This window comes from Paraburkholderia sabiae (assembly GCF_030412785.1).
GTDB classification, from domain to species: domain Bacteria; phylum Pseudomonadota; class Gammaproteobacteria; order Burkholderiales; family Burkholderiaceae; genus Paraburkholderia; species Paraburkholderia sabiae.
On sequence record NZ_CP125296.1, the window covers coordinates 317868 to 342458 of the forward strand.

Annotated in this window: 20 protein-coding genes; 4 read left to right on the plus strand and 16 right to left on the minus strand. The window is 61.6% G+C overall.

From position 1 onward, the window contains the following. Nucleotides 1-48: 48 nt before the first annotated feature. The 3 genes from acnD to prpB all read right to left on the minus strand — a co-directional run bounded on the left by acnD (nucleotide 49) and on the right by prpB (nucleotide 4969). Nucleotides 49-2646: a Fe/S-dependent 2-methylisocitrate dehydratase AcnD gene (gene acnD, locus QEN71_RS31060; protein ID WP_201646981.1), complete on the minus strand. Its 2598-nt coding sequence runs from the start codon at nucleotides 2644-2646 to the stop codon at nucleotides 49-51. Between the two features lie 232 nt (nucleotides 2647-2878). Continuing rightward, nucleotides 2879-4048, minus strand: a complete 1170-nt coding sequence (gene prpC, locus QEN71_RS31065) for a bifunctional 2-methylcitrate synthase/citrate synthase (protein WP_201646982.1) — start codon at nucleotides 4046-4048, stop codon at nucleotides 2879-2881. Between the two features lie 27 nt (nucleotides 4049-4075). Continuing rightward, a complete protein-coding gene (gene prpB, locus QEN71_RS31070; protein ID WP_201646983.1) occupies nucleotides 4076-4969 on the minus strand; it encodes a methylisocitrate lyase in 894 nt (297 codons plus the stop codon). A gap of 197 nt (nucleotides 4970-5166) precedes the next feature. Here prpB and prpR point away from each other — a divergent pair, with 197 nt between their 5' ends. Beyond that, entirely contained in the window at nucleotides 5167-7116 is a 1950-nt protein-coding gene (prpR, locus tag QEN71_RS31075) for a propionate catabolism operon regulatory protein PrpR (RefSeq protein ID WP_201646984.1), read from the plus strand. 5 nt (nucleotides 7117-7121) lie between these two features. Here prpR and QEN71_RS31080 read toward each other — a convergent pair whose 3' ends face one another. From QEN71_RS31080 to QEN71_RS31100, 5 genes are all read right to left on the minus strand, one after another. Further along, nucleotides 7122-7700, minus strand: a complete 579-nt coding sequence (locus QEN71_RS31080) for a DUF4337 domain-containing protein (RefSeq protein WP_201646985.1) — start codon at nucleotides 7698-7700, stop codon at nucleotides 7122-7124. Nucleotides 7701-7828: 128 nt separating this feature from the next. Further along, on the minus strand, nucleotides 7829-8818 hold the full coding sequence (locus QEN71_RS31085) for a helix-turn-helix domain-containing protein (protein ID WP_233471610.1): 990 nt from the start codon (nucleotides 8816-8818) through the stop codon (nucleotides 7829-7831). Between the two features lie 271 nt (nucleotides 8819-9089). Next, nucleotides 9090-9317 carry a hypothetical protein gene (locus QEN71_RS31090; RefSeq protein WP_201646986.1) on the minus strand — a complete coding sequence of 76 codons (228 nt, stop codon included), beginning with the start codon at nucleotides 9315-9317 and terminating at the stop codon, nucleotides 9090-9092. A 33-nt stretch (nucleotides 9318-9350) separates the two neighbouring features. Then, nucleotides 9351-10478, minus strand: coding sequence for a glycosyltransferase family 4 protein (locus QEN71_RS31095; RefSeq protein WP_201646987.1), 1128 nt, complete (start codon nucleotides 10476-10478; stop codon nucleotides 9351-9353). Between the two features lie 263 nt (nucleotides 10479-10741). Further along, complete coding sequence (locus QEN71_RS31100) at nucleotides 10742-13171, minus strand: RICIN domain-containing protein (RefSeq protein WP_377789372.1); 2430 nt, start codon at nucleotides 13169-13171, stop codon at nucleotides 10742-10744. A gap of 413 nt (nucleotides 13172-13584) precedes the next feature. On the opposite strand from QEN71_RS31100, the gene QEN71_RS31110 reads away from it, so the two are divergent. Further along, a complete protein-coding gene (locus QEN71_RS31110) occupies nucleotides 13585-14769 on the plus strand; it encodes a glycosyltransferase family 4 protein (RefSeq protein ID WP_223958476.1) in 1185 nt (394 codons plus the stop codon). 48 nt (nucleotides 14770-14817) lie between these two features. Further along, on the plus strand, nucleotides 14818-15003 hold the full coding sequence (locus tag QEN71_RS31115; protein WP_201646990.1) for a hypothetical protein: 186 nt from the start codon (nucleotides 14818-14820) through the stop codon (nucleotides 15001-15003). Here QEN71_RS31115 and QEN71_RS31120 read toward each other — a convergent pair. From QEN71_RS31120 to QEN71_RS31140, 5 genes are read right to left on the minus strand one after another with little or no spacing between them, the layout of a single operon-like run. Continuing rightward, nucleotides 14988-15911 carry a LysR family transcriptional regulator gene (locus QEN71_RS31120; protein ID WP_201646991.1) on the minus strand — a complete coding sequence of 308 codons (924 nt, stop codon included), beginning with the start codon at nucleotides 15909-15911 and terminating at the stop codon, nucleotides 14988-14990. The two genes, QEN71_RS31115 and QEN71_RS31120, sit on opposite strands and share 16 nt — an antisense overlap. 31 nt (nucleotides 15912-15942) lie before the next feature. Then, the gene (locus QEN71_RS31125; protein WP_233471611.1) at nucleotides 15943-16623 is read right to left on the minus strand and encodes an EthD family reductase; all 681 of its coding nucleotides are present in this window, start codon (nucleotides 16621-16623) and stop codon (nucleotides 15943-15945) included. Between the two features lie 2 nt (nucleotides 16624-16625). Continuing rightward, on the minus strand, nucleotides 16626-17150 hold the full coding sequence (gene hpaC, locus QEN71_RS31130; protein WP_201646993.1) for a 4-hydroxyphenylacetate 3-monooxygenase, reductase component: 525 nt from the start codon (nucleotides 17148-17150) through the stop codon (nucleotides 16626-16628). 32 nt (nucleotides 17151-17182) lie between these two features. Next, nucleotides 17183-18394, minus strand: a complete 1212-nt coding sequence (locus tag QEN71_RS31135) for an acyl-CoA dehydrogenase family protein (RefSeq protein WP_201646994.1) — start codon at nucleotides 18392-18394, stop codon at nucleotides 17183-17185. 30 nt (nucleotides 18395-18424) lie between these two features. Beyond that, on the minus strand, nucleotides 18425-19777 hold the full coding sequence (locus QEN71_RS31140) for an MFS transporter (RefSeq protein WP_377789377.1): 1353 nt from the start codon (nucleotides 19775-19777) through the stop codon (nucleotides 18425-18427). Nucleotides 19778-20132: 355 nt separating this feature from the next. Between QEN71_RS31140 and QEN71_RS31145 the strand changes: the two genes are divergently transcribed. Then, the gene (locus tag QEN71_RS31145; protein ID WP_233471612.1) at nucleotides 20133-21350 is read left to right on the plus strand and encodes a porin; all 1218 of its coding nucleotides are present in this window, start codon (nucleotides 20133-20135) and stop codon (nucleotides 21348-21350) included. Between the two features lie 61 nt (nucleotides 21351-21411). On the opposite strand, the gene QEN71_RS31150 is transcribed toward QEN71_RS31145, so the two are convergent. From QEN71_RS31150 to QEN71_RS31160, 3 genes are all read right to left on the minus strand, one after another. Beyond that, nucleotides 21412-22551 carry a porin gene (locus QEN71_RS31150; protein ID WP_201646996.1) on the minus strand — a complete coding sequence of 380 codons (1140 nt, stop codon included), beginning with the start codon at nucleotides 22549-22551 and terminating at the stop codon, nucleotides 21412-21414. Between the two features lie 133 nt (nucleotides 22552-22684). Continuing rightward, nucleotides 22685-23500, minus strand: coding sequence for an ABC transporter ATP-binding protein (locus tag QEN71_RS31155; protein ID WP_201646997.1), 816 nt, complete (start codon nucleotides 23498-23500; stop codon nucleotides 22685-22687). Continuing rightward, complete coding sequence (locus tag QEN71_RS31160) at nucleotides 23497-24579, minus strand: FecCD family ABC transporter permease (protein WP_201646998.1); 1083 nt, start codon at nucleotides 24577-24579, stop codon at nucleotides 23497-23499. Before QEN71_RS31160 ends, QEN71_RS31155 begins: the two co-directional genes overlap by 4 nt. Between the last annotated feature and the right edge of the window lie 12 nt (nucleotides 24580-24591).

A 24591-nucleotide genomic window follows, 5' to 3' on the forward strand; every position in this document is an offset into this window, starting at 1 on the left:
CGGCACGTTGCGCGCCGCCCGCAAGGAATACAAGTGAAGCGTTCGGCCTTACGCCGCAGCCTTCGACGATTCCAGGAAGTCTTGCGCAAAGCGCTGCAGCACGCCGCCCGCTTCGTAGATCGAGACTTCTTCTGCCGTGTCGAGGCGGCACGTAACAGGCACGTCGACCCGCTCACCGTTCTTTCGATGAATCACGAGCGTCAGGTCCGCACGCGGCTTGCGTTCGCCGATCACGTCGTACGTCTCCGTTCCGTCGATCCCCAGCGCAAGCCGGTTCACGCCCGGCTTGAATTCGAGCGGCAGCACGCCCATGCCGATCAGATTCGTGCGGTGAATGCGCTCGAATCCCTCTGCCACGATCGCTTCGACACCCGCGAGACGCACGCCCTTCGCGGCCCAATCGCGCGACGAACCCTGGCCGTAGTCGGCACCCGCGACGATGATCAGCGGCTGCTTGCGGTCCATATACGTTTCGATCGCTTCCCACATGCGCGTGACCTTGCCTTCCGGCTCGATGCGCGCAAGCGACCCCTTCTTCAACTGACCGTCGACAACCGCCATTTCATTCATCAGCGTCGGATTCGCGAACGTCGCGCGCTGCGCAGTGAGGTGATCGCCGCGATGCGTTGCGTACGAATTGAAGTCCTCTTCGGGCAGGCCCATTTTCGTGAGGTATTCGCCCGCTGCGCTGTTCGCGAGAATCGCGTTCGATGGCGACAGGTGATCGGTCGTGATGTTGTCGCCAAGCACGGCGAGCGGCCGCATGCCCTTCAACGTGCGCTCGCCCGCCAGCGCGCCTTCCCAATACGGCGGACGGCGAATGTACGTGCTTTGCGCGCGCCAGTCGTAGAGCGGGCTGATCGGCTCGCCGCTCGCAGCCGTCACGGCGAACATCGGCTCGTAGACCTTGCGGAACTGCTCGGGTTTCACACTCTGTTTGACGATCGCGTCGATCTCGTCATCGCTCGGCCAGATGTCCTTCAGATAAACCGGCTTGCCATCGTGATCGGTGCCGAGCACATCGCGCTCGATATCGAAGCGGATCGTGCCCGCAATCGCATACGCGACGACGAGCGGCGGCGACGCGAGAAACGCCTGCTTTGCATACGGATGAATGCGGCCATCGAAGTTGCGATTGCCCGACAACACAGCCGTCGCGTACAGATCGCGATCGATGATCTCCTGCTGGATCTTCGGGTCGAGTGCGCCCGACATGCCGTTGCACGTCGTGCATGCAAACGCGACGATGCCGAAGCCGAGCTTCTCCAGATCGGGCAGCAGATTCGCTTCCTGCAAATACAGTTCGACGGCCTTCGATCCCGGTGCGAGCGACGACTTCACCCACGGCTTGCGCGTCAAACCACGCTCATTCGCATTGCGTGCCAACAACGCAGCCGCGATCACGTTGCGCGGATTGCTCGTGTTCGTGCAACTCGTGATGGCCGCGATGATGACGGCGCCATCGGGCATCTGTCCCGGCACGTCTTCCCATTTGCCCGCGATGCCGCGTTCGGCGAGGTCCGAAGTCGGCAGACGCTTGTGCGGATTCGACGGGCCCGCCATGTTGCGCACGACGGTCGACAGATCGAACCTGAGCGTGCGCTCATATTCAGCATTCTTGAGCGTATCGGCCCACAAGCCCGCCGTTTTCGCATACGTTTCGACGAGCTTCACTTGTGCATCGTCGCGACCCGTCAGACGCAGATAGTCGATCGTCTGTTCGTCGATGAAAAACATCGCGGCCGTTGCGCCGTATTCGGGCGCCATGTTGGAGATCGTCGCGCGATCGCCGAGCGTGAGGCTCGACGCGCCTTCGCCGCGAAACTCCAGATACGCGCCGACCACTTTCTCCTTGCGAAGGAATTCGGTCAGCGCGAGCACGATGTCGGTCGCGGTGATGCCCGGCTGACGCTTGCCCGACAGTTCGACACCGACGATATCGGGCAAACGCATCCACGACGCGCGGCCCAGCATCACGTTCTCCGCTTCCAGGCCGCCGACGCCCACCGCGATCACGCCGAGCGCATCGACGTGCGGTGTGTGGCTATCGGTGCCGACGAGCGTGTCGGGATACGCGACGCCATCCGCTGCGTGGATCACGGGCGACATCCGCTCCAGATTGATCTGATGCATGATGCCGTTGCCGGGCGGAATCACGTCGACGTTCTTGAACGCCTTCTTCGTCCAGTTGATGAAGTCGAAGCGGTCTTCGTTGCGCCGGTCTTCGATCGCGCGGTTCTTCGTGAACGCATCGGGATCGAAACCGCCGCACTCGACGGCGAGCGAGTGATCGACGATCAGTTGCACCGGCACGACGGGATTCACCTTCGCGGGATCGCCGCCCTGATCGGCGATCGCATCACGCAGACCCGCGAGATCGACGAGCGCGGTCTGACCGAGAATGTCATGACACACGACGCGCGCCGGAAACCACGGAAAATCCAGTTCGCGCTTGCGCTCGACGATCTGTCGCAGCGAATCGTTCAGCGTCGCGGGATCGCAGCGGCGCACGAGGTTCTCGGCGTGCACGCGCGACGTGTACGGCAGCTTCTCGTACGCGCCCGGTTGAATCGCGTCGACGGCGGCGCGTGTGTCGAAGTAATCCAGCGAAGTGCCGGGCAGCGGTTTGCGGTATGCAGTATTCATGACGTGGGGACACATGCGGTAATTATCGGAAGCGGAGGCGCTGGCATCACGCCGTCTCCGGTTCGTGCGGGAACGTTTTCACACGCTTTCCGCGAAGTGTAGCGCGTGAACGGGCACGCGGTGCAGCAAAGCACGTTCGGCAAAAAGCAGCCCTGGCTCGCGGGTATCGACAAGCCAGGGCCCAACTTCGATGCGGCTCTCACATCCGCAATCGAGAGAACGGCTCGTCGTGTCAGGCGCGCTTTGCGAGCGGCACGAACGCGAGGTTGTCCGGTCCCGTGTAGTTCGCGCTCGGCCGAATGATCTTGTTGTCGACGCGTTGCTCGATGATGTGCGCGGCCCAGCCGGAGGTCCTCGAGATCACGAACAGCGGCGTGAACATGGCCGTCGGCACGCCCATCATGTGATACGACACGGCGCTGAACCAGTCGAGATTCGGGAACATCTTCTTGACGTCGCCCATCACGCTTTCGAGCCGCTCGGCGATGTCGAAGAGCTTCATGTTCGACTGCTCTTTCGACAGCTTCTTCGCGACGTCCTTGATCACCTTGTTGCGCGGATCGGAGATCGTGTACACCGGGTGACCGAAGCCGATCACCACTTCCTTGTTTTCCACGCGACGGCGGATGTCGGCTTCCGCTTCATCCGGTGTCTGATAGCGCGACTGGATTTCGAACGCGACTTCATTGGCGCCGCCGTGCTTCGGCCCGCGCAGCGCGCCGATTGCGCCCGTGATCGCCGAATACATGTCCGAACCCGTGCCCGCGATCACGCGGCCCGTGAACGTCGACGCATTGAACTCGTGCTCGGCGTAAAGGTTGAGCGACACATGCATCGCATCGACCCACGACTTCGACGGTTCGACGCCATGCAGCAAATGCAGGAAGTGCCCGCCGATCGAATCGTCGTCGGTTTCGACTTCGATCCGCTTGCCGTTGTGCGAGTAGTGATACCAGTACAGCAGCATCGAGCCGAGCGAAGCCATCAGCTTGTCGGCGATATCGCGTGCGCCGGGCAGGTTGTGGTCATCTTTCTCGGGCAATACGGTGCCGAGCACGGACACGCCCGTGCGCATCACGTCCATCGGATGCGCGGCGGCGGGAATCCATTCGAGCGCGGCCTTCACGTTCGCGGGCAGACCGCGCAGGGCTTTCAGCTTTGTCTTGTAGGCCGCGAGTTCGGCGACATTGGGCAGCTTGCCGTGCACCAGCAGATGCGCAACCTCTTCGAATTCGCAGGCGCCCGCGATGTCGAGAATGTCGTAGCCGCGGTAGTGCAGGTCGTTGCCCGTCTTGCCGACCGTGCACAGCGCAGTGTTGCCCGCCGTCACGCCCGAGAGTGCGACCGATTTCTTCGGCTTGAATGCGCCCGCGTTCGTCGCGCCGTTGTCTGCTTCGCTCATGTGTCTTCCTCCAGATTCCAGATTCGATTACTTGTTGGCCGCGAACAGCGCGTCGAGCTTGTCTTCGTACGCGTGATAGCCAAGGTATTTGTAGAGATCTTCGCGCGTCTGCATCGTCGGCACGGCGGCCTTTTGTGTGCCGTCGCGCAGCACGGTCTCGTAGAAATTGAGCGCCGCCGCGTTCATCGCGCGATACGCGCCGCAGCAGTACAGCGCGATATCGACGTTCGCCTCGCGCAGTTCCGTCGTCGTGAAGAAAGGCGTCGTGCCGAACTCGGTCAGGTTCGCGAGGATCGGCACCTTCACGGCAGCCTTGAAGCGGCGATAGTCGTCGAGCGTGCGCATCGCTTCCGGAAAGATCATGTCCGCGCCCGCTTCGACATAGGCGATCGCGCGCTCGATCGCGGCGTCGAGTCCTTCGGCGGCGGCGGCGTCGGTGCGCGCCATGATGACGAACTGGTCGTCGGTGCGTGCGTCGACGGCGGCTTTCACGCGATCCACCATTTCTTGCGTCACGACCACTTCCTTGTTCGGCCGATGCCCGCAGCGCTTCTGCCCAACCTGGTCTTCGAGGTGAACGGCAGCGACGCCCGCCTTGATGAACGAGCGGACCGTGCGCGCAATGTTGAAGGCGCCGCCCCAGCCGGTGTCGATATCGACGAGCAGCGGCAGGTTGGTGGCGTCGGTGATGCGGCGGGCGTCGGTCAGCACGTCGTCCATCGTGCTGATGCCGAGGTCGGGAATGCCGAGCGAGTTCGCGGCCACGCCGCCGCCCGACAGATACACGGCCTTGAAGCCGACGGCTTCGGCCATTTTCGCTGCGTAGGCGGTGATCGCGCCGACGACTTGCAGCGGTTGTCCTTCTGCGACGGCCTGGCGGAATGCAGCGCCGGCGCTGGTGGGTTGTCTGGTTGAGTTCACTGTGAGGCTCCGTGGATTTGCGGGCCTATATCTGCAAATGACGTGCCAGGCGTGCAGGCGTGTCTAAGTCACTGATTTTGCGAGGTGCTTGCTTGGTGTCGGTTTCTATTCGGTTTCAAAAGTGAAATCTCGGATTTCTGTTATGAAATCCCGGGCGCATAATGGAAGTCTGCTGTGAATCTGAACCGGACCGCCCGATGAGCACGCCTTCCACCATTTCGACTCCGCGCCCGCGCATCTGGGCGATGGGCATCAGCCGCTTGCGCGATCTGTTCGTCGATATCGCGAGCGAATATTCGGCCCGCGCGGATCTGCGCGTCGTCGCGCGCGGTTTCGACGATGCCGTGCAGGAAATCGAAGCCGCGGGCGCAGAACGACCCGACGTGATCGTCGCGGGCGGCTCGAACGCCGCGTATCTGAAGGCGCGCGTCAACGTGCCCGTCGTCGCCATCACGCCGACGGGCTTCGACGTGATGCAGGCGCTGGCGCGCGCGCGGCGCGACGGCGCTTCCGTGGCGCTCGTCACGCACGGCGACACGCCCGACGAGGTGAAGCGGTTCACGGCCGCGTATGGAATCGACGTGATCTTCGCGTCGTACCGCTCGACGGAAGACGCGGAAGATTGCGTGCGCGAACTGCATGAACGTGGCGTCGACGCCGTCGTTGGTCCGGGACACGTGACCGATCTGGCCGAGCGCGCGGGCATGGGCGCGGTCTTTCTGTACTCGCGCACGTCGGTGCGCAGCGCCTTCGATACCGCGCTCGACGTCGCGGACGCCACGCGCGCCGAAGGTGTGCGCCGACAGCGTCTCGACAACCTGTTGCAGCACCTGCGCGATGGTGTCGTCGCGCTGGACGCGCAAGGGCGCGTCGAAGCGATCAACCAGCGTCTCGCTGGCGTGCTCGGCATCGATGCCGCGAGTGCTGTGGGCGTGCCGTTGCAGCAGCTTGCACCGGATATCGCCGGCGCGCTTCCCGATAGCGACGTCGATACGCTCGTGTCCATGCGCGGCACGAGCTATCTCGTGCATCGCGGGCCGCTGGCGGGCGCGGGGCCTTCTGCGGGTACCGTGCTGACGTTCCAGGAGTCGCGTGCCGTCGAACGGCTCGACCGCACGCTGCGTTCGCGGCAGCGCGCGCAGCAGTTCACGGCGCGATACGAACTCGACGACCTCGTCGGCGAATGTCCGTCGATAGAGCGCGTGCGCACGCTCGTGCGTCGCTATGCGAAGTCCGACGCGACCGTGCTGATACTCGGCGAAAGCGGCACCGGCAAGGAAATGGTCGCGCAGAGCATGCATCAGCTGAGCGCGCGGCGCGACTTCGCGTTCGTCGCGATCAATTGCGGCGCGTTTCCGGAAGCCTTGCTGGAAAGCGAACTGTTCGGCTACGACGAAGGCGCGTTCACGGGCGCGCGCAAGGGCGGCAAGGCGGGGCTGATCGAAGCGGCGCATCGCGGCACTTTGTTTCTCGATGAAATCGGCGAAATGCCGTTGCCGCTGCAAAGCCGGCTGCTGCGCGTGCTGCAGGAGCGCGAAGTCGTGCGACTCGGATCGACGGAGCCGACGCGCGTCGATATCCGCGTGGTCGCTGCGACGCACCGCGCGCTGACGGAAGGGATCGAGGACGGCTCGTTTCGCGCGGACCTCTACTACCGGCTGAACATTCTGAGCATTGCGCTGCCGCCGTTGCGCGAGCGCACGGCCGATGTGTTGCCGCTCGCCGCCGAGCTGCTGCTGCAAGCCGCCGCGCGCGAGCCGAGACTGGCCGCGCGCGTCGCCGATCTGTCGACGGCGCAGCGCGTGCTTGCGCAGATCGGCGAGCCGTTGCGCGGCTATGCGTGGCCGGGCAACGTGCGCGAATTGCAGAACGTGATCGAACGGATTGCCGTCGAGCTTGCCGACGCAGAAGGCAATGGAGACGCCGCATTCACGCGCGAGATGCTCGATGTCGTCGCGCCGGAATTGTCCGCGTCGTCCCGGCCGAAGAAGAAAGACGCATTGACGTTGCGCGAACGCAGCCGCCACGTCGAAGCCGATGAAATCCGCGCGATGCTGGCCGCTTGCGGCGGTAATCGCGATGCCGCGTGCAGGGCACTCGGCATCAGCAAGACGACGTTGTGGCGCAAGCTCAACGCCGCTTCATAGTGAGTTCACACGCCGATCAACGCAGTGACGAACAGACCAACGGAGATGACGGCCATGCCGATCGTGAGCTTCTGAAGCCAGCGCTTTTTCGTGAGCAACGTGATGGCGGCGAGCGCGATGGAGATCTGGATCAGCGTCGTCGCCTGCGCCCAGCGATGATGCTGATGCTGTAACGACTCGCTCACTTCATTGTCCTGTTTCACCTGCTTTTCGAGCGATTCCGCCTGCTGGCGGATCGGCTCTTTCTCGGTCTTGTAGCGCTGCGTGTCGGTGACGAACTTCGCATGCGCCGCCGACGCCGGATCCGTCAACGCCGCACCCAGTTCGGCGAGATTCTGCTTTTCACCTTTAGCCTGGTAGTAGGCCCACTGGTTCGCGGCTTCCGTCTTGAGGATCGAGGCTTCGTTCTTGTAGAAGAGCGCGAGATTTTCATTGGCGCCGCTCTGATAAGCGGCAATCGCACCGACGCTCGCCAGAATGGCCGTCATGACGGCGAGGCGCGAAGCATTGTTGTCGCTGCCGTGAGCGCCTGCATGCTCGACGGCATGATCGTGCGGGCCGTGGACTTCGTATTCGTCGGACATCGTGATTCGAAAGATGGAAAGCGGGAAAGCCGCCAGCATACCGCAGCACGCGGCAGGCAAAAACCTGGTCAAAAGGGGGTGTTGTATCTTGTCGAATCCAGCGTGCGCCGTGTTGCTCAACGCGTTGGTCAACACTGCATCCGGCGTTGTGCGCGGTACTCGCTCGGCGACGTTTTCATGTGCCGCCGGAAGCTTCTCGCGAGATGGTCACCGCTTGTCAGGCCCGCGCGCTTGGCGACCTTGTCGACGGGCAGGTCGGTCTCGATCAGCAGATTGCAAACTACCTGCAAACGCGCATGCATCAGATAGTCGGAGGGCGTCATGCCGAGCTCGCTTCTGAAGTGGCGCAGCAGGCTGCGTTCGCTCATTGCGGCGACCTGGGCGGCGTCTTCGATCGTGATCTGGCGGCGGCAATTGTCCTGCAGCCAGTGAGCAGCCGCGCGCACTTTCTCTGCGGGCGTGATGCCGACCACATCCTCGAAGATCGCGTTGAGCATGTCGCGCGAACACACCGACAACCGCTCGGCGACACGCCGCGCCATGCCGTCGCCCATGTCGCGGCGGATCAGTTTCAGCGCGCCCGTGAGCGCGTCGTTGAGACTTTGGAACTTCGTCTTGCAGTCGGCGGTATGGTGCGCCGCGTGGGTACGCGAATCGGGCGCGGGTTCATCGGACAAGTTGTACGCATGACCGTCGAGTCCCGGCGGCGGCGCGCCGACGAGCCGCACGTCGCTCGCCTTCGAGCGCGCGCGGTTGATCCACGCGACCAGCGGCGCCGAGCGCGAATCGATGCACGCATCGGCGCCGACGATCGCGAAGATCGCGTCGAATTCATGCTCGGAGTGTGCATCGAATGCTTCCGCGCAGAGCAGCAGTGCGGCAGAACTGGCGACGTACCCAGTCTGACTGGAAAGTGTGGCGATGCGGTATGTCCATTGAACCGGGCCACGTGTCGAGAGTTCGCTCGCGAGTTCGAGCGTATTCGCGATCACGCTCGCACTCATCAGATCGAAGCCGTCGAACAGCACAATGGCGACTTGCCGCAATCGACGGGGTATGACGTCTGTGCCTTCCGATTCTTTCGTGTCGAGTCTTTGAGGCGCACGTGTGGACATCATGTTCTTCCCCAACCTGAATGAACTGGATCAATACTTCGAAGACCCGGCGTCGACACGCGATTCGTCACGCGCGCTTCTGCTCCAGTTCGCCCGTGAGCCTCTCATGCTGCCTTGCTAAAGCGATCGGCGGATGTGGGCAAACGCACGCAGCACGACGCCTTTTCAATGTAGTGCAGTCTTTCTCCCTTGATAAGCGACTGGGCGGTTGGCCTGAACAAGAAATAAGGCTTGGCGAGAAGTAAGTGTGAGAAGTAAGCGTGAGAAGTAAGCGTCATTCCTTTTGTGTGGCAATGATCTCGCCGATCATCGCGCGATAGGTGTCATGACACCGCTCTGCTGCATGAAAGATCTCGTTCAATGCGGCGCGCGCGGAAGCGGCATCGTGTTGCCGCGTCGTGTCCGAGAGTGTGAGAATCGTTCGCATCGCATCGCGTTGTTGATCCAGCAGCAGTTGCAGCGCGCTGCCGAAGCTGTCCTGTTCATGGGCTGCAGGTTTCATGTCGATCCCGTTGGGCGGTTGATGATTCCACGCTCACATCGATGATTCGTTGCTCTTCCAGTCGTGCAGCGATGCGTTCTCCGCGATGCCGTCTCCGTGGAAAACGGTCTGTGCGATCTTCAGGTAGCGCTCGGCCGTGTCGCGCAACGTATAGCCATCGAGCACGCGACGCGCGCGTGGCGCGTTTAACGCATCGAGCAGGGCGCGCGCATACATGGCGGGGTTCTTCGTATCGACGAGCGATACGCCCGGGAAGTCGCGCGCGAATTCGAATGCGGCAATCCGGCTCGCAACCACGGGAATACCCGACGCCAATGCTTCGAGAAAGCCGATGCTGTGCGCTTCCATATGAGAAGGCATCGCAAATACGCGCGACGTCTGCAGAATGGCGGCGACATTCGATGAGGGGCCGCACAACGTGACCCGCTCGGCCAGATTCAAACGGTGCACGAGATTCATGGCCATATCGTGATAGGCCCGATCTTCGATCACGCCATACACGACGAGTCGCGCATCGGGCTCGTGTTGCAAGACGATCTCAAACGCCTGAATGGTTTCGAGCTGGCCTTTGTCGACGACATAGCGGCCCAGCTGCACGATTTGCGGCGCAGCAATAGAAGTGTCGAGTTCCGGCGCGGGTACTGCAGGCTCGAATCGCGGTAGATCCACGCCATTGGGAATCACTGTCACGTACGGATGCGGGCCGACTTCGCGAAGATAGTCACGCGTGTTTTGCGGCGATACGCCGACCACTGCCTTCGCGCGATGCGACAGCATGCGCTCGGCCCATTTCAGCTTGGGATTGGCGAAATCGTTGGAGCCCGAATGCATCACGTAGACGACAGGCGCGACACTCGGCAGAAGGCGTATGTAGAGCGCTGCGAGCGTGGCGTGCGCGATGATGATGTCGGGTCGGAACCGCCGTACGCAGCGCCACAGATGCCTGAGGCGTCCCACTCTGCCTAGCGGCGAGTCGGGAAAATCGCATAGAACGCCCGCAGCGGCGAGTTCGCCGCGGCTATGATCGAAGTCCGCCAGCTGCGGTTGCATCGACGTGATGCAGACTTCGTGGCCACCCTCCCTGTGCTGGATAGCGAGACCCTTCGCCAGAATCTCGGCACCCGACAACCGTGGCGCGTAGACAACCTGTAGTATCCGCACGTATCACCATTCCAAATTGGCTTGTACTTGTAGAGTCGGCTCGCCGAACCGTGGACCTCTTCTTATCTTGTAGCGTACGGTTTCATGGTTCGATCGTCTTCTTGCGATCGCCCTATGTGGATATACCATAGCCAATCGCCCCAATGCGATTCGGTCAAGCACTAGTCGTTACTGGACACGTATCTCCTTCGTCAGAGCTTTCCTTTTTATCTCCAGATCAAATAGATGTACTCAATTCTCATTTGAATAGAATTGCGGTCAATCTATTGAGCGAGACGTTCACGCCAGAGCGATTCCGAGTAAACGTATGGCAGCTGAAAAACTTCCGCCCGTGTGTTCGGTACTTCATTTCTGTCAAATACATAACGCGCGAGCGCGGAATTACCGGCGGAGAAGAAAGTGTTGGTCAATGTTACGTCGGTACGTTCGTAGAAGAAGAGGGCCGAGCTGTTTGCATCGCGAAGCACGGATGGCGCGGCGTCTTGCCAGCGGAGATCGCGAAGGTACGCGAGAGAAACAGGCGCAGAGTCGGGACGAGCGAGATTCCATTTCCACACGTCCACGCCCCCCGGTTCCGCGAAATGCGGCGCCGTCACGACAACCGACATGTCCGTGCTGGCGTCGCTCGTGAAGCGCGTCATGTCACGGTTGAATAGCGACGGAAGAACAGACGTTGCGCCGGTATTCCAGCGGCCATTGTCGAAAGCGAATGGGGTCACTGCTATACGGCGATTGTCGTCGGTCGATTGAATAGCAATAAACGGTGCGAATCTTTTGCGTTCGCTTCTCAAGGAGAGGATCTGGACGACCGATTTGAAGCGAGTGGTATCGAGCACCTTTGTCTGCTCGATATGCCCTGCTCGATCGGCACCTACTGTCCACAACTCGACGGCATTGTCTGATCTTTGTACTGCAATCAGTACTTTCTCGTTCGGGGATTCCCTGGTCGAAAAGGCAATGTACTGCTGGGTATGTTCTCCAGGGATTCTCTCGTCGCTCTGAAACCACAGCCTGGGCGTGAGAAAGCGGTTACCCGCGCTCTTGAGGAACCAGAACGCTGAGCCGCCCTTTCTCGGCGTGATGACCATCAGATCCGCGCGGCCGTCGCCATCGAAGTCGCCGATCAGAAAGCGCGCACTGTCGAAGCACAAGGTGTCGGCGTTGCACGTCGGCTGTGTCGCGCGGCTGTCGAAGCGCACGACATTCGCGTACCAGTTCTCGGGTTCTTCAGGGTGGCTCAATAACGAAGTCTGAACATGGACGTCGAAGCCGGGGCCGTCGGAACGTCGCTGCACATAGACGGCCGAGGGCGTGCCCTGTCCCGTCACATCGCCGTACATCGCACCCGCGAGACGAAGGTCGGTGGCCCACGTCGGGCGCGCTGCGGACCATCGGTAGCGCGTCGTCAATGAAGCACATCCTCGAATACGAAGCCGGTTGTTTTCTTCTCCAAGGCACCGCCGAGACGGTGTAAAGATCAGACCAAAATCCCAGGGCGTCCAGCGTTGCGACGCATTCCATTCTTCACATGGTTCTTCTGCGAGTGTGCCGTCGTGTTCGCCCACGCAAAGCCCTGTCGCAGCCGAGACGAGGGCCGCGTTGTGCTCGTTGCCCGGATAGGTAGCACGAGGTTGCCATTTCCATTGCTGACCGATCGAATCGTCGCAACCCGCTAGTGCTGGCTCGCGTCCGGGCCCGCGCGATGTCAGGCATTGATTGGACCCGGTATTGAATAGAACAGAAGGCAGTGCGACGAAATCCTGCGACTTGTGAAGCGTCATATCGTTGCGTGCGTAGTTGCGCAATACCCAGTTTCCGTCCCACTGGTACTCGCCGAATACATGGGCGAAGTCGTTACCATCGACAGAGAAATAGGTCGCCGCGACGTCGCGCTTGCGTTGCGCTTCGTCGCCGAAAAGCGTCGCGGGCCAGTTGCCCGTCGGATATGTGACGTAGTAACTGATGGGAATGGACCGGTCCAGCGTCTGCGCGACGTGACGTGTGATGCGGGCGGTGTAGATGTGGTCGGGGTGTTCGATGAATGGAACCGTGTCCGGATTGAGTGTCGCAATGCGCGTAGCGTTTTGCAGAATCATTCTCACTACTGCGGAGAGCGAGTCGCGCGTGTAGCGCGCTGCGGGAAGTTCTCCATTCCCCATCGGATAAGTGGTGAGTGTCGCGCCCTGGTCCCATAGCAATGCGAGCGGCACACGGCCGCCGCGCACGGCGCCGCCTGGCAGTCGAAGTTCGAGTAAGCGCACTCGGGGTTGTTCTTTTAATGTGAGCTGAAAAACCGGCTTTCCCGCGATTCGTATCGTCGACGCGTCCCACACATTCGCGACACCGGCGGCGCGTGCATAGGCGAGGCGCGAGCCTTCTTCGCGCTTCTGCACGTACGCGAAGTTCGCGCCGTTGGCGCCGCCGATCAGATGAACCGTCGTCACGCACCATCCGGCGCGCAGCCGTTCGCTGATAGCCGGCTCGACGAAAAGAAGATCGTCGTCGAGATGCGCGACGACAGTGACCAGCGTACCGGCGCTGCAGTCGGCAGTCGACGCGCGCGCAGTCGCGCTGAAAAAAAAGCAGAAGCAGAAAAGAAAAAGGACGTGACGCGACAGCGAGAAAAGTGGCGACGGATTCATATGATTGCGATCGTCCCTGTTCTTCTTGGTATTGTTCCCGAGAGCCGTCATAGACAGGATCAAGTAGCCTCGGCTTGTTTGCACGCAGCGTCGAAAGGCTTGACCTGCTTACGTTTTGAAAGTTAAGCGGCCTTTTATGCGGATGCGAAATTAATGCAAATTCCTCGCAATAGGAGCACAAGGGACCAGTCTATCTTTGTGAGTCGTTTTTTAATAGAGAGTAGTGTCCGCACATAAAAGGAGGATCGTATTGTCATGAACAGCCATTAATAGACAAATTGCTGTCACGATTGGCAATACATACAAACGTAACGAGCCACACGTAATAGAGTAAGTGGCGGCTGGTGAGGTGTTCGCCAGTAGTCTGAACAATCAGGAACATCGTCGAATTCAGCAGTGGCATCCCGACGGGTTAACGTATCGAGCGTTTCTGCCAATAGCAGTGATTTGAGGACGTCATGCGGATGCTGTTCGTTATCGGTCACCTGGGTGACTACCATGTGCCACGCTATGAAGCGCTGATGCGACTTGCGGCCAGGCGTGGCGATGAAGTCTGTCTCGTCGAAGTATTCGGCCGATCAGGTTTCTATTCGTTTCCGCAAACGCGGCGCGCGTCGTTTTTCGAGCAGCGTCACGAGCGGGTCACTACCCTGGAGAAAGATGTCAGCGATGCAGGCGGCCGCTGGCTGAGCGTGTTTGCGCAACTCACCGCGATCATCCGGCGAGTCGAGCCCGATGTGGTCGTCACGTTGGGCTACGACACGCCGTATTCGTTGTGGCTCTGTTTCGTCCGAAGGTTCACGCGTCCCTTCGCGCTGATCTACATGTCGGACTCCAAGGCCGACGACGGATCGCGCAGCAACATCAAGGAATGGTTGAAGCGGCGGTTGGTGCGCCGGTTCGATGCCGCGCTCGTGGCAGGCGAAAGGCATCGCGACTATGCGGAGTTTCTGGGCATTCCGCGCTGGCGTTCGCGTGTGGGTTTCGATGTGATCGACGTCGACCAGTTTTCGCGTCGCGCGCAGGCCGCTTCCTCGACTGCGGACGAAGTGCGCGGACTGCGCGGCTTGCCGCGCCGTTACGTGCTGTGTGTGAGCCGCTTCGTTGCGCGCAAGAACGTGGACGTGGTGATCAATGCATTCGCCAGTTCCCGTCTCGCAGATCAGGCCATCGAACTGGTTCTGATCGGGCAAGGAAGTGACGAGCCTGCGCTGAGAAACCTCGTGTCGCAGCGCGAACTGGACGGCAGTGTGCGCTTTCTCGATGCGATGCCGAACGCCGACATGCCCGCGATCTACGGGCTCGCCGATTTCGTCGTGCTGGCAAGCGAGTTCGATCAGTGGGGCTTGTGCATCAACGAGGCGTTCGCTGCATCGCGCACGGCGATCGTCACACATACATGCGGCGTGGCGCGCGAACTCGTGTTGAACGGCGTCAACGGCTACGTGATCGAACCCGGCGACGCTGACATGCTCGCGGCGCGCATGCGGACGCTCGCACTGGACGATGCGCTGCGCGAACGGTTATCGGCGCGTGCACGGCTCACAGTCGAACAATGGAAGCCTTCCGTATTCGCGAGCAATCTGATGGAACTTGCCGACTGCGTGCTCGATCCGGGCGAGGTCGTGTCGCGGGCGGAGCATGAATAAACGCACGGGGTCATGTCATCCACGTGCGATCTGTGCAGGGAGAGAATCATGAATGAGCCAGATGGCTTTCAGGCGCGCAGTTCGTTTCACCTCAGCATGATGGCCGACGAGCAGGATGAAGCGCTCGCCGATGTGATGACGTTGGCGCAGCAGCATGACGCGCTCGAACTGGGCGACGCACTCGACGCGCTCGCGGAGATCCATCAACTCGTCAAGAGCTATCTCGACGTTTGATTCGAAAACATCGCACGGATCGCATCGCGCAGCCAGGCAATGCCGGGATCGGCGGAAAACTGGGTGTGCGTGTGCACCTGGATTTCGATGGGCGGCAATGAAAACGGCAATGGCAGGATTCGAAACGCCTTGTTCCGGTTGAAGCGCAGCGCGATGCTTTTCGGAAAGATCACGGCGAGATCGGTGTTCTGAACGATCTCGGGCGCAACGACGAAATGCGGCAGCCGCAGCACGATATCGCGGCGCAGATTCAATTCCTCCAGCCATTGCTCGACCATCCGGTGGCCGGTCGCATTCGTACTGGCATATACGTAGCGCAATGCGGCGAGATCGTCTTTGGTCGGATGCCGCTTGCGCAACGGATGGCCGGCGCGGACCACGCACACATGTTCGTCGACGAACAGCGTCCGGCTCACGCAAGCCGGATCGAGTCCCGGCACGTAGCCGAGCGCCAGATCGATCTCACCGCTTCGCATCGCCGCGCTCACGGTCTCCACGGAAAAATTGACGACCTCGATGCGTATGCCGGGCGCCGTCCCGTCGATCATCGCCAGCAGCGGCGGCAGAAAATAAAACTCCGACATGTCCGACATCGACACGCGAAACACGCGATGCGCCGTCGCAGGATCGAACTTCGCCAGCTGCTGAACCGCGACGTTGATGATCCCGAAGGCCTGCGTGAGCGGTGCGTGCAAGCGGAGCGCGGCATCGGTGGGGACCATGCCCGACGGCGTGCGGACAAAGAGCGGATCGTCGAATAGCGTGCGCAGGCGGCGCAGCGCGTGACTGACTGCGGGCTGCGTGAGTCCGAGGCGTTCGCCCGCTGCCGTCAGGCTGCGCAGATCGGAAATGGCCAGAAACACGCGCAGAAGATTCAGGTCCGTGATGCCGGGGGGCGTCTTTGTCATGTCGTTCGAATCTCGGCCGTGTCCGGTGCTTTCACTTGCGCGTCAGATTACCGTAAATGCTGCGCATCGGGTAATGCGGAGTCGCGCCGCTATACGGTGGAAACGAATCGAAGTCCGCTTTCATGCGCGTGCGAATGGGCGACGCGAGCGCGGCATCGAGTGCAGCGATATCGTCGAACACGACCTTGTTGCGCTGCATGGCCGTCGCGCGTGCATGATGCAAACCCGAGCGATAGTCGATGCGCGTGTAGATCTCCAGCTCGCGAATGCCGGGCAGTTGCGTCATCAACGGCGGATGATGCGTCAGGTAATGCGTGAGCCACGCATTGAAGTTGTCCGCTTCGCCCTCGTAGCTGACGAGGTAGGTGCACCGTTCATCGCGCGGTTCGCAAGCGTGCGGATGCGGCGTCGAGAAATTGCGCACGGCCATCGCCTGCTGATACAGCGTGCCATTCGATGCACGCTCGGCGATGTCGTCCGCGACCGTTGCTATTGCATTGCCCGGTTGCAGCGACGCTTCCATCAGTTCGAGATCGTCGAAATACCATTGCGTAACGCAAAAGGGCGCGTTCGGGACGGACGGAACGTGCGTGACGAAGCGCTTCAATCCCGCCGCGTCTCGCGCGATGGACTGCAAGCGGGCAACGTCCGAATGATCGAACGCATGGTGCGCGGGAGCGCTTTCGCCGATCAGAAAGAAGCAGACCTCCACACTCACCTCGTGCATTGAGTGGCAACCGACGCGGGCCGCGCGAGTCGATGAAACTGCCGCGCGAAATAGATCAGCCCGTCGCCGTCGTTGCGAACGGTGATGTCGTCGATCTGCACGAACATGACCGAGTGCGATCCCACGCTCTTCAATTCGACGATCGTTCCTTCGAGGTTCGCAATCGCGTGCGAAAGCACGGGCACGTCCGATCGTCCCGGCTTCCACGCGTGACGTGCGAAGCGATCGTCCATCGCGCACGACGTCATGCCCGCGAAATCGCGCGCGAGTTCCTGATACTCGCCCGCCAGCACATTGATGCACACATTGCGATTCGCACGCAGCACGTCGTGCACATAGCTGGTCTGATTGATACAGACGAGCATCGTTGGCGGCGAGTCCGTCACCGAGCAGACGGCGCTCGCGGTGAGGCCGCAGCGTCCGCTCGGGCCGTCGGTGGTGATGACATTGACGGCGGCGGGGAGGCACGCCATCGCGTCGCGAAAGCGGCGCTTCATTGCTTCGTTCGACATCGCATGTTCCTCACGTTCGATAGCGCACGGCATCACGGGTACGGCGTAACAGGTGGAATGCCGACGAACAGCGCGCCCGACGCATCGAAAGTGCCTTCGCCGAGAAACGCGTGCTGTGTCACGACGATCGAATCACGCACCAGACGTTGCAGACGGCTCTCCTTATAGATCGCTCCGATGCCTGCCATCTGATAAGCCTGCATCACGACTTCGGCGCAGACATGAGCCGCATGCGTCGCGCTCAATCGCATCAGGTTGGCCTGGCTCGGCGTGACGGGATCGCCTGCGATGATCGTGTCCCACGCGGCCTGCGCCGACTCGTAGAAGAACGCGCGGGCGCTGCGCCATTGCGCTTCGGCTTTCGCAAGCCCAGAGCGGTAGTAGCCGCGATCGGCGAGGCGCGGTGCGCCCGTCGTGGTCTTCGTCGCGCCCGACATGTCCGTCACGAGATCGAGCGCGGCGCGCGCGAGGCCGACGTTCACGGCGGCATGCACCTGAGCCTGATAGGCGACGGCGGGATAGCGGTACAGCGGTTCGTCGATCAATGCTTGGCCGCCGCGCACGAAGGTCCATTGCGCATCGACGAACTTGTCGCGCAGACGCAGATCGTGACTGCCCGTGCCTTGCATGCCGACCACGTTCCAGTTGTCGACGATCTCGACTTCGCTGGCGGGAAATACCGCTGTGAAGGGCTTGCCTGCGCCCGCATCGCCCGAACTCGCGGGCGTGCCGCCGATGCCGACGCCGATCCAGTCCGCGCCCTTGCAGCCACTCGCAAAGCGCCACTGGCCGCTTACCTTGTAGCCGCCCGGCACGTTGATCGCGGGTTGAAGCGGATAGAGTCCGCCTGCGAATACCTGGTCCGGGCCTTTCGCGTAGATCTGCTGTTGCGTTTCGACGGGCAGCGATGCGAGGTACGTATTCGCGGAGCCGAACGCGGCGACCCATGCCGTCGATCCATCCGCGATCGCGATGCGTTCGAGTATCGCGAGAAATTGCGGCGGCGGCAGTGCGTCGCCACCGAAACGGCGCGGCGTGCTCGCGCGATAGATGCCCGCGCGTTTCATCTTCGCGACCATGTCGCGCGACACGTGCGAGAGCCGATCGAATTCGTCGCGGCGCCGTTCGATCTCTTCGATCAGCACGTCGAGCGAAATGGGACCGGCATACTCCGGGTACGGTTCGCTCGCGTTGACGATGCGGGGCTCGTGAGCGTACGTCGAAATGCTGTGAAGGCTTTGCATGATGAATACGTGTTGGATTGAAATGGGCGATCAGGCGGTGACGGGCTCGGCGCCCTGTTTTGCCTGCTGTCGTGCGGCGCGCGGGAAGGTTTCGGGCGCAATGCAGGTTGCGACGACCGTAACGAGCGCGAGCGCAACGAGGTAGATGACCACGGGCGTTGCGCTGCGATAGTGCGCGAGCAAAGCGGTCGCGATCATCGGCGAGAGGCCGCCGCCGAGTACCGACGAAATTTCGCGTCCGATGCCGAGGCCCGAGAAGCGCAGATGAACGGGCAGCAGTTCGCTGATGAACGCGGGCTGCGCGCCTTCAAGAATGCCGAGCGTGATGCTGTTCGCGAGAATCAGCGCGGCGATCACTTTCCACAGCACGCCTGAACTGAGCAACGCGAAGTACGGATACGCGACCAGCACCATCGCGATTGCACCGGCGAGGTACACGGGCTTGCGGCCGATCTTGTCGGTGATGTGCCCCATCAGCAGCGAGACGGGAATCATCAGCAGCATCGAAAGCGTGAGCCCGCTGAGAATCCACGTGGATTTCAGGCCCAGAAACTGGCCGTATGCAATCGAGAACGCGAAGAATATGTACGACGCGCCACCTTCGCCGAAGCGCAGGCCGAACACGGTCAGCACCTGGCGCGGGCAACGGCGCAGCACTTCGACGATCGGCATGCGGCTTTCGCCATGCGTCGCTTTCACTTCGACGAAGTCCGCGCTTTCTTCGACGGAGCGGCGCATCCAGAGTCCGAGCACGACGAGCACGGCGCTGCACAGGAACGGTACGCGCCAGCCCCAGCTGAGGAAATCGTCCGTCGCCATGTTCTGCGCGATCAGAAAGGCGGCTGTGGAGAGCACGAAGCCGAAGGCCGCGCCGCACGGGCTCCACGCAGCGAGTGCGCCGCGTTTCGATGCGGGCGCGCTTTCATGAATCAGCAGAATGCTGCCGCTCCATTCGCCGCCCGCTGCGAGGCCCTGAAGAATGCGCAGCAGCACGAGGCCGATGGGCGCGGCGATGCCAACCTGCTGATAAGTCGGCAAAAGTCCCATGCAAACCGTCGCGACACCCATTGTCAGCAGCGTGAGCATCATCACGGTCTTGCGTCCGTAACGGTCGCCGATATGTCCGCACAGCACGCCACCCACCGGCCGCGCGATAAAGCCGACCGTGAAGCCGCCGAATGCCGCGATGGTGCCCGTCAACGGATCGCTGCCGACAGGGAAGAACAGTTTGCCGAATACGAGTGCAGCCGCGGTTCCATAGAGAAAGAAGTCGTACCACTCGAGTATCTGTCCGAGCACGGCCGTCGTCACCGCACGGCGAACCGTGCTTGTCTTGCGTCGAGGCATCGAGGAGGAAAGCGTGGCTGTCGCGTGAGGGTTCATGGCATTGAGCAGAGCAAGACGTTGAGGATTCCGCTTCCGTTGCATGGGAGCGGGCAGGGCGACTTGGCGATTCAGGCAGGCATGAGCGAACGATAGGAGCGAGAGAAAACACCGTCAAATTCAGGCCAAAAATGCGCGACATAAATGCCATTCATGTTGGCTTGCCGTTGAAAACCGCTGCGACAGAGCGCGTGGAAAAGCAAATAAGGCACGCTTATCGAAGGTTCTTTATTTGACTGATTTGACCGTGCATATCGACGAACTTAGATTGCGGTCCTCGTAAGAGCCGCGGCGCAGCCATCGTTCGCTGCGTCATTCAATCGAAGCAGTCGATATGAACGGGATGACGAAATCCATGAGAATCAAAACAGCAACGGCAGTCGGCGCAATGATGTTGTTTGAAATCGGATTCGCAGGCGTGGCGCACGCGCAGAGTTCGGTGACGATGTACGGCATCGTCGACGATGGTTTCAACTGGACGTCGAATGCGGGCGGCCACAATCTGTACAACGTGTCGAGCGGCGTCATGCAGGCGAGCCGCTGGGGCGTGCGTGGCAGGGAGGACCTTGGCGGCGGACTCGCTGCGCTCTTCGTGCTCGAAAACGGCTTCGATCTGAATAGCGGATCGCTGGGACAGAAGAACCGCGGCAGCACGCAAGGACTGATGTTCGGACGCCAGGCGTATGTGGGTTTATCGAGCGCGTATGGCTCGATGTTGCTTGGTCGTCAATACGATTCCGTCGTCGATTATGTCGGCCCGTTCGAAGCAGGCGATCAATGGGGCGGTTATATCGCCGCGCATCCGGGCGATCTCGACAACATCAACAACGCGTATCGCGTGAACAATGCGATCAAGTACACGAGCGCGAACTACGCGGGTCTCACGTTTGGCGGCGTGTATAGCCTGGGCGGCGTGGCGGGCGAAGCGTCGCGCAACCAGGTGTGGTCGCTCGGCGCCGGTTACGCGAACGGGCCGCTTTCGCTGGGCGTCGGTTATCTGAATGCGCGCAATCCGAACGTCGGTTTCTTCGGCGACAACGGCGCGAGTACGGCAGCGACGGCAGGCACGAACTTCATTTCATCGCCTGTTTATAGCGGTTATGCGTCGGCGCGAACGTATCAGGTGATTGCGGCGGGCGCGGCTTATACGTTCGGCGCGGCGACGCTCGGCGCGACGTACTCGAATACGCAGTTCAGGAATCTCGGCGACACGGTGGAGTCCGGGCCGAATCCGCGTGGCTATCGCGGCAATGCGACTTTCAACAACGCGGAAGTGAACTTCAAGTATCAGATCACGCCTGCGTTCCTCGTCGGCGCCGCGTTCGACTATACGCATGGTGGCAGCGTGGATTCATCGTCGGGAACAAACCCAGGCGCGCGCTACTATCAGGGCGCACTCGGCGCAGACTATTTTCTGTCGAAGCGCACGGACGTCTATCTGATCGGCGTTTATCAGAAGGCATCGGGAACGGACTCGACGGGCACCGCCGCCGTCGCGGCCATCAACAATCTGACGCCTTCCACCAGCGACCGGCAAAGCACGGTGCGCGTCGGTATCCGGCACAAGTTCTGATGATGTTGTCGCGAGCCGCGCGCATCTCGCGGCTCGCATTTTTCACAGCGGCTAAAGGCTTTTAGAACCGGTGCCGTATGCCAACGGCAACGACAACCTGCTGATCGTTCGACGAAGGGCTTTGTCCGCTGATATCGGCAGTGAGACCCGAGCCGTCGCTGGCGATGTGCTGATAGCTCGCCTGCACATACAGATCGGTTCGCTTCGACAGGAAGTAGTCGGTTTGCACCGACACCTCATGCCACTTCGGATGATGCTGGCCCGTCGCGTTCGACATCGAGCCCGACGTGTACGTGTATTCGCCGTTCAGCGCGATCGTCGGTGTGAGTGCGTAATTCGCGTTGACTTCATAGTTGCTGAAGTTCATGCCCTGGCCATTCGCAGCGAGACCGAGACTGTTTGCACCGTTGATCGTCGCGACTCCGCCGAGTTGCGTGCGCGTCCACACGAAGCCGAACGTTGCAGCGCCGATCGCGTAGCTGCCGCCCGCGCCGTAAGTGCGTTGGCGCGCGGCGATGAACGTGCGATCGGTCAGCGTCAACGCGCCGTTCGTGTTGCTGCTGCCGCCGTTGTTCGCCTGGAAGTAGCCTGCACCGAGACGCAGCGGACCCGCTTCATACGATGTGCCGAAGCTGTATAGCCTGTTGTCGTCGAATCCACCCGCTTCGTTCGAGAAGCCATACAACGCGCCGAATTTCACGCCCGCATAGCTGTTGCTCGCGAACTTCACCGAGTTGTTCACGCGGAACGAGTTGTTCAGATTGTCGTTGTCGTACGGGTGCGCGGAGAGGTTATTGCCGCCGGGATGATGCCCTGTGAAGCTGAGCGGCGCGAGATAGTCGACGACGGAATCGTATTGACGTCCGAGTGTCACGGTGCCGAGTCTGTCGTTCGCGAGGCCCGCATAAGCCTGATAACCGAACAGACGTCCACCCTGACGCAGCGTGCCGTTCATCACGCTGAAGCCATTTTCCAGCTGAAAGATCGCTTTCGTGCCGCCGCCGAGGTCTTCGCGTCCGAGCATGCCCCAGTGGCTGCCCGTCACGTTGCCGCTGCCCGCTTGCCACGCGCTGCTGCCTTTCTGGTTGTCGGTGTAGGAGAGTCCCGCATCGATCACGCCGTAAAGCGTGACGCTGTTTTGTGCCTGCACATGGCATGCGTAGCTTGCCGCGATCGCTGCCATGACGAGTGTCTTTTTCATTTTTTCCCCTGTTTTAAGATTTGAACGATGCGACGAGCCACGCCGCAGCGCGGCGCTTGCCGGATGGCGAGCGTCGTGCTTCGAAACGAATGCGGCGTGGTGAGGGTGGCTGGCTGGGTCGCTCGACGAATGTCTAGCGGCTGGCGATGCCGTCCTGAACGGCGAGTCCGTCGATCAGGACTTGATGCTGGCCGCGCGAGCAAGGCTCGATTCGCGCGGTAACACCGAATACTTCTGCAAGGCTTGCTTGCGTAATGACTTCTGCGCTCGCGCCGAAGCCCGCGATGCGGCCTGCGTGCAGCAGCATCGCGTGATCGCACGCGCGCATGGCGGTGTTGATGTCGTGCAGCACGACGACCGTCACGATGCCGCGTTCACGCGTGATGTCGCGCAGCACGCGCATCACGTGAAACTGATAGTTGAGATCGAGCGCGGAGAGCGGTTCGTCGAGCAGCAGCACTTGCGGTTCGCGCACCAGCGCTTGCGCAATGCCGACGAGTTGCCTTTGACCGCCCGACAGTTCATCGAGCGAGCGTGACGCTAGCGCATCGATTCCGAGCCGTTCGAGCACGGTGCGCGCGTTCGCGAGATCGTCCGCGCGCGTGGCGTGCGCGCGAAACGCGCCACGTGTCGCGCAACTCGCGACGAGCACGGATTCCAGCACTTGCAGCTTCACGCCTGCCGGCAACGATTGCGGCAAATACACGACGCTGTGCGAACGCGCGCTCATCGCCGACAGTTCGAGCGCGGCGCCGTCGAGCGTCAGTTGGCCCGCATGCGCGCGCGTGAGACCCGCGAGCGCACGCAGCAGCGTCGACTTGCCGCTGCCGTTCGGACCGAGCAGTGCGGTGATCTGGCCGCGCGGCAACGGTCCTGCATCGAGCGATCTCAGCACGGGGCGCTTGCCGTATTGCACGCTGAGGCCGTGAATCGAGAGACCACGACTCATTGCGCCGCTCCTTGTGAACGCACGACGATCGCGAGAAAGAGCGGAATGCCGACGAGCGCCGTCACGATGCCGACGGGAATCAGCACGCCGGGCACGATGGTCTTCGACGCAATCGATGCAAGCGACAGCATCAGCGCGCCGAGCAGCGCGCTGCCGGGCAGATAGAAGCGATGGTCCTCGCCGAACACGGCACGCGCGATATGCGGCGCAATCAGCCCGACGAAGCCGATCGTGCCGACGAACGACACAGCCAGCGCCGACAGCACCGACACGCGCAGCAGCGTGCCGAGCCGCAGACGTCGTACGTCGATGCCGAAACTCGCCGCGCGATCTTCGCCGAGCCGCAGCGCCGTGAGCGTCCACGCGTTGCGCATCGATAATGGCAACGCAATAGCGAGCGCGACGGCAAGCACGGCGATCTTCGGCCAATCTGCACGCGCGAGCGAGCCGAGCGTCCAGAACACGAGTCCTTGCAGCGCGTCGGCGGAAGCGATGAACTGCATCAGCGACACGAGCGCATGGAACGCGAACACGAGCGCGATGCCGAGCAGCACGACGCCCGACGTGTTCATCCCGCGCCAGCGCGCGACGCCGTCGAGCAGCAGCGCCGACATGAACGCGAACAGAAACGCGTTCGCCGACACGACCCACGTCTGTGCGATGCCAGGCAACGTGACATCGAGCACGATGGCGAGCGACGCGCCGAATGCCGCCGCCGCCGATACGCCGAGTGTGTACGGACTCGCGAGCGGATTGTTGAGGATGGTCTGCATTTCCGCGCCCGACAGTCCGAGCGACGCGCCCACCAGCAGCGCCATCACCGCGTACGGCATGCGGATCTGCCACACGATCACGTTCGTCGCGGCATCGGCGGATGCGTGATGAAACACTGCTTGCAGCAGCGTGGAAATGGACAAGCCGGACGGGCCCGAGCGCAGATCGAACAGCAACGATCCCGCGATCAGCAACGCGACCGCGCACAGCCACAGCACGCGCAGACGCGTCATGCGCAGATATGGCTGCACGCTGGCATCTTGCTGCGTGTGCGCGGGACGGAGCGCGGAAAGAGAGTCGGACATGGGCGCAACCGT

Bases quoted from the DNA above. Each gene is read 5' to 3' on its own strand.
- acnD (WP_201646981.1), bottom strand. From the start codon at position 2,646: ATGAATACTGCATACCGCAAACCGCTGCCCGGCACTTCGCTGGATTAC.
- prpC (WP_201646982.1), bottom strand. From the start codon at position 4,048: ATGAGCGAAGCAGACAACGGCGCGACGAACGCGGGCGCATTCAAGCCG.
- prpR (WP_201646984.1), top strand. From the start codon at position 5,167: ATGAGCACGCCTTCCACCATTTCGACTCCGCGCCCGCGCATCTGGGCG.
- QEN71_RS31080 (WP_201646985.1), bottom strand. From the start codon at position 7,700: ATGTCCGACGAATACGAAGTCCACGGCCCGCACGATCATGCCGTCGAG.
- QEN71_RS31085 (WP_233471610.1), bottom strand. From the start codon at position 8,818: ATGATGTCCACACGTGCGCCTCAAAGACTCGACACGAAAGAATCGGAA.
- QEN71_RS31090 (WP_201646986.1), bottom strand. From the start codon at position 9,317: ATGAAACCTGCAGCCCATGAACAGGACAGCTTCGGCAGCGCGCTGCAA.
- QEN71_RS31100 (WP_377789372.1), bottom strand. From the start codon at position 13,171: ATGACGGCTCTCGGGAACAATACCAAGAAGAACAGGGACGATCGCAAT.
- QEN71_RS31110 (WP_223958476.1), top strand. From the start codon at position 13,585: ATGCTGTTCGTTATCGGTCACCTGGGTGACTACCATGTGCCACGCTAT.
- QEN71_RS31115 (WP_201646990.1), top strand. From the start codon at position 14,818: ATGAATGAGCCAGATGGCTTTCAGGCGCGCAGTTCGTTTCACCTCAGC.
- QEN71_RS31120 (WP_201646991.1), bottom strand. From the start codon at position 15,911: ATGACAAAGACGCCCCCCGGCATCACGGACCTGAATCTTCTGCGCGTG.
- hpaC (WP_201646993.1), bottom strand. From the start codon at position 17,150: ATGTCGAACGAAGCAATGAAGCGCCGCTTTCGCGACGCGATGGCGTGC.
- QEN71_RS31135 (WP_201646994.1), bottom strand. From the start codon at position 18,394: ATGCAAAGCCTTCACAGCATTTCGACGTACGCTCACGAGCCCCGCATC.
- QEN71_RS31140 (WP_377789377.1), bottom strand. From the start codon at position 19,777: ATGAACCCTCACGCGACAGCCACGCTTTCCTCCTCGATGCCTCGACGC.
- QEN71_RS31145 (WP_233471612.1), top strand. From the start codon at position 20,133: ATGAGAATCAAAACAGCAACGGCAGTCGGCGCAATGATGTTGTTTGAA.
- QEN71_RS31150 (WP_201646996.1), bottom strand. From the start codon at position 22,551: ATGAAAAAGACACTCGTCATGGCAGCGATCGCGGCAAGCTACGCATGC.
- QEN71_RS31155 (WP_201646997.1), bottom strand. From the start codon at position 23,500: ATGAGTCGTGGTCTCTCGATTCACGGCCTCAGCGTGCAATACGGCAAG.
- QEN71_RS31160 (WP_201646998.1), bottom strand. From the start codon at position 24,579: ATGTCCGACTCTCTTTCCGCGCTCCGTCCCGCGCACACGCAGCAAGAT.